This window comes from Streptomyces chiangmaiensis (genome assembly GCF_036281785.1).
GTDB lineage: Bacteria > Actinomycetota > Actinomycetes > Streptomycetales > Streptomycetaceae > Streptomyces > Streptomyces chiangmaiensis.
Genome location: NZ_JAYWVC010000401.1, coordinates 1 through 3,838 on the forward strand (window position 1 = coordinate 1; position 3,838 = coordinate 3,838).

General features: G+C 70.5%; 4 protein-coding genes. All 4 read left to right on the forward strand.

All coding sequences use genetic code 11. The annotated features are described in order from the left end of the window. Positions 1-1,879 (forward strand): ATP-binding protein (locus VXC91_RS43265; protein WP_329512837.1); only part of this gene is annotated, 1,879 nt, incomplete at its 5' end. Next, positions 1,876-2,559 (forward strand): response regulator, encoded by a 684-nt coding sequence (locus VXC91_RS43270; RefSeq protein WP_329512838.1) that lies wholly within the window; start codon positions 1,876-1,878, stop codon positions 2,557-2,559. The genes VXC91_RS43265 and VXC91_RS43270, both read left to right, overlap by 4 nt. Positions 2,560-2,621: 62 nt before the next feature. Beyond that, positions 2,622-3,020, forward strand: coding sequence for an OB-fold nucleic acid binding domain-containing protein (locus VXC91_RS43275; protein ID WP_329512839.1), 399 nt, complete (start codon positions 2,622-2,624; stop codon positions 3,018-3,020). A gap of 3 nt (positions 3,021-3,023) precedes the next feature. Next, positions 3,024-3,749, forward strand: a complete 726-nt coding sequence (locus tag VXC91_RS43280) for a DUF3159 domain-containing protein (RefSeq protein ID WP_329512840.1) — start codon at positions 3,024-3,026, stop codon at positions 3,747-3,749. The last annotated feature ends 89 nt before the right edge of the window (positions 3,750-3,838 follow it).

A 3,838-nucleotide genomic window follows, 5' to 3' on the forward strand; every position in this document is an offset into this window, starting at 1 on the left:
CCGGGTGTCGAAGATCTGGGGTTCGCGCGAGCGCATCGTCGTGGGCCTGACGGGCGGACCCGAGGGGCGCACGCTGATCCGCCGGGCCGCGCGGCTCGCGGAGAAGGGCGCCGGCGGCGAGGTGCTCGCCGTCTACATCTCCCGCACCGACGGACTCACCTCGGCCTCGCCCAAGGAGCTGGCCGTCCAGCGCACCCTCGTCGAGGACCTGGGCGGCACCTTCCACCATGTGGTGGGCGAGGACATCCCCGCGGCGCTTCTGGACTTCGCACGCGGCGTCAACGCCACCCAGATCGTCCTCGGCTCCTCGCGCCGCAAGCCCTGGCAGTACATCTTCGGACCCGGCGTCGGCGCGACGGTGGCCCGCGAGTCCGGCCCCGACCTCGACGTGCACATCGTCACGCACGGGGAGGTCGCCAAGGGGCGCGGTCTCCCGGTCGCCCGGGGTGCCCGTCTCGGCCGTTCGCGCATCGTGGCGGGCTGGCTGGTCGGCATCCTCGGCCCGATCGTCCTCGCGCTGCTGCTGAACGCCGTCGACCTCGGCCTCGCCAACGACATGCTGCTGTTCCTGGCGCTGACCGTGGCGGCGGCTCTGCTCGGCGGGCTCTCCCCGGCCCTGGCCTCCGCGGCCTTCGGCTCACTGCTGCTGAACTACTACTACACGCCCCCGCTGCACCGGCTTACCGTCGCCGACCCGAGGAACATCGTCGCGATCGTGATCTTTGTCGCGGTCGCGGTGTCGGTGGCCTCGGTGGTGGACCTCGCGGCCAGGCGCACCCATCAGGCCGCCCGTCTGCGCGCCGAGTCGGAGATCCTCTCCTTTCTCGCGGGCAGCGTGCTGCGGGGCGAGACCAGCGTGGACGAGCTCCTCGAGCGAGTGCGCGAGACGTTCGGCATGGACGCCGCCGCGCTGCTGGAGCGGACGAGCGAGGTCGATCCGTGGACCTGCGCAGGCAGCGTGGGGCCGGGCGCGGCGGCCGAGCGGCCCGAGGACGCCGACGTGGAGGTACTGATCGGGGACCACATGGCGCTGGCGCTGTCCGGGCGCGTTCTGCCCGCTTCCGACCGCCGGGTGCTGGCCGCTTTCGCCGCGCAGGCCGTCGTGGCCCTGGACCGCCAGCGCCTGCAGCAGGAGGCCGAGCAGGCCCGGGCGCTGGCCGAGGGCAACCGTATCCGCACGGCGCTGCTGGCCGCCGTCAGCCACGATCTGCGCACCCCACTGGCCGGCATCAAGGCATCGGTGACCTCCCTGCGGTCCGAGGACGTCGAGTGGTCCGAGGAGGACCGCGCCGAGCTGCTGGCGTCGATCGAGGAGGGCGCCGACCGGCTCGACCACCTGGTGGGCAACCTGCTGGACATGTCACGTCTGCAGACCGGCACCGTCACCCCCCTGTTCCGCACGGTCGATCTGGACGAGGTCGTACCCATGGCCCTCGGCGGCGTGCCGGAGGACAGCGTGGAGCTGGACATTCCGGAGACGCTGCCGATGGTCGACGTGGACGCCGGGCTGCTGGAGCGCACGGTCGCCAACCTCGTCGAGAACGCCGTCAAGTACAGCCCCTTCGCCACGCCTGTCCTGGTCTCCGCGAGCGCCATCGCCGACCGCGTGGAGGTCCGTATCGTCGACCGCGGCCCGGGAGTGCCCGACGACGCGAAGGAACGGATCTTCGAGCCCTTCCAGCGCTACGGTGACGCACCGCGCGGCGCCGGTGTCGGCCTCGGCCTGGCGGTCGCCCGCGGCTTCGCCGAGGCCATGGGTGGCACCCTGAACGCCGAGGACACCCCCGGCGGCGGGCTCACCATGGTCCTCACCCTCCGGGCCGTGGAAGGCCTCCACGGCCCCGTACGACTGGCCGAAGCAGAAAGGCAAACCACATGACCCGGGTGCTCGTGGTCGACGACGAGCCGCAGATCGTGCGCGCCCTCGTGATCAACCTCAAGGCGCGCAAGTACGAGGTCGACGCGGCCGCCGACGGCACGACCGCGCTCCAGCTCGCGGCCGCCCGCCACCCCGACGTCGTGGTCCTGGACCTCGGGCTGCCCGACATGGACGGCGTCGAGGTGATCAAGGGGCTGCGCGGCTGGACCCGGGTACCGATCCTGGTGCTGTCCGCCCGGCACTCGTCGGACGAGAAGGTGGAGGCGCTGGACGCGGGCGCCGACGACTACGTCACCAAGCCGTTCGGCATGGACGAGCTGCTGGCGCGTCTGCGCGCCGCCGTCCGCAGGGCCGAGCCGAACGGGGGCGGCGAGGACGACGTGATCGTGGAGACCGACGGCTTCACCGTCGACCTGGCCGCGAAGAAGGTGAACCGGGCGGGGAAGGACGTACGCCTCACCCCTACGGAGTGGCATCTGCTGGAGGTGCTCGTACGCAACACGGGTCGCCTGGTCAGCCAGAAGCAGCTGCTGCAGGAAGTGTGGGGGCCGTCGTACGGGACGGAGACGAACTACCTGCGGGTGTACATGGCCCAGCTGCGGCGGAAGCTGGAGATGGACCCGTCGCATCCGAAGCACTTCATCACGGAGCCCGGGATGGGGTATCGGTTCGAGAAGTGAGCCGGGCGGCGGGACGGTGCCGTGAGTGGGTCGGCGTCGGCGCGCCCCGGTACGCTTGCGATATGAGTGCTGTTTCTCGCTCCGAAAGGCCGGTCGGCCGCCTCCGGCGCATGCTCGACCGGCTCTCCTCGTCACAGGAGGACCTGGAGTCCGAGGAGCTACGGGAGGACGCCGAGACCACGGGCTGTACACGGATCGGCGACTGCCACGACCGGCAGATCGTCACGGTTACTGGTACCTTGCGCACGGTCACGTTGCGTCCCCGGGCCGGTGTCCCCGCGCTGGAGGCCGAGCTGTTCGACGGTTCGGCGGCCTTGGACGTGGTGTGGCTCGGTAGGCGCTCCATCGTCGGCATAGAACCGGGTCGCAAGCTGATCGCGTCGGGCCGGATCTCCATGATCCGGGGCCGCACAGTGCTGTTCAACCCGAAGTACGAACTCAGACCGCTCGGACGGGAGTAGCCGGTGACGTCACTCGAGAAGCCGACCGAAGACGCCCAGCAGGATTCGCGGGCGGTGACCGAGGCCGCGCTCTTCGAGGCGTTCGGCGGGGTCCGCGGCATGGTCGAGACCGTGGTGCCCGGCCTGTTCTTCGTCACCATCTTCACCCTCAACAAGGACCTGCACCTGTCGGCGCTCGCCGCGCTCGCGGTGTCCTTGGTGCTGGTCGTGGTGCGCCTCGCCATGAAGGACACCGTGAAGCATGCCTTCAGCGGTGTGTTCGGGGTGGCGTTCGGCGTGGTCTTCGCGATGATGACCGGCAACGCGAAGGACTTCTATCTGCCCGGCATGCTCTACACGCTGGGCCTGGCGCTGGCGTACATCATCACCACGCTCGCCGGAGTCCCGCTGATCGGGCTCATCCTCGGCCCCGTCTTCAAGGAGAACCTCTCCTGGCGGACCCGCAACCCGGGCCGCAAGAAGGCGTATGCGAAGGCCAGTTGGGCCTGGGGTCTGATCCTGCTCGCCAAGTGCGCGATCCTCTTCCCCCTCTACTGGTGGGCCGACACCACCCAGCTGGGCTGGGTGCTGATCGCTTTGAAGATCCCACCGTTCCTGCTGGCCGTCTGGCTCACGTGGGTCTTCCTGGCGAAGGCGCCCGCGCCGATCGACGTCTTCGCGGAGATGGAGGCGGAGGAGGCCGCCGCGAAGGAGCGTGAGTCGGCGGGCCGGCACCGCCGGGAGTCCTAGCCCCGTCTGCGATGGCGAGAGGGGCACTGCGACGGAGAGACGGAAAGAAGCGGGCGCCCCGGAAGGCTCCGGGACGCCCGCTGTCCGCG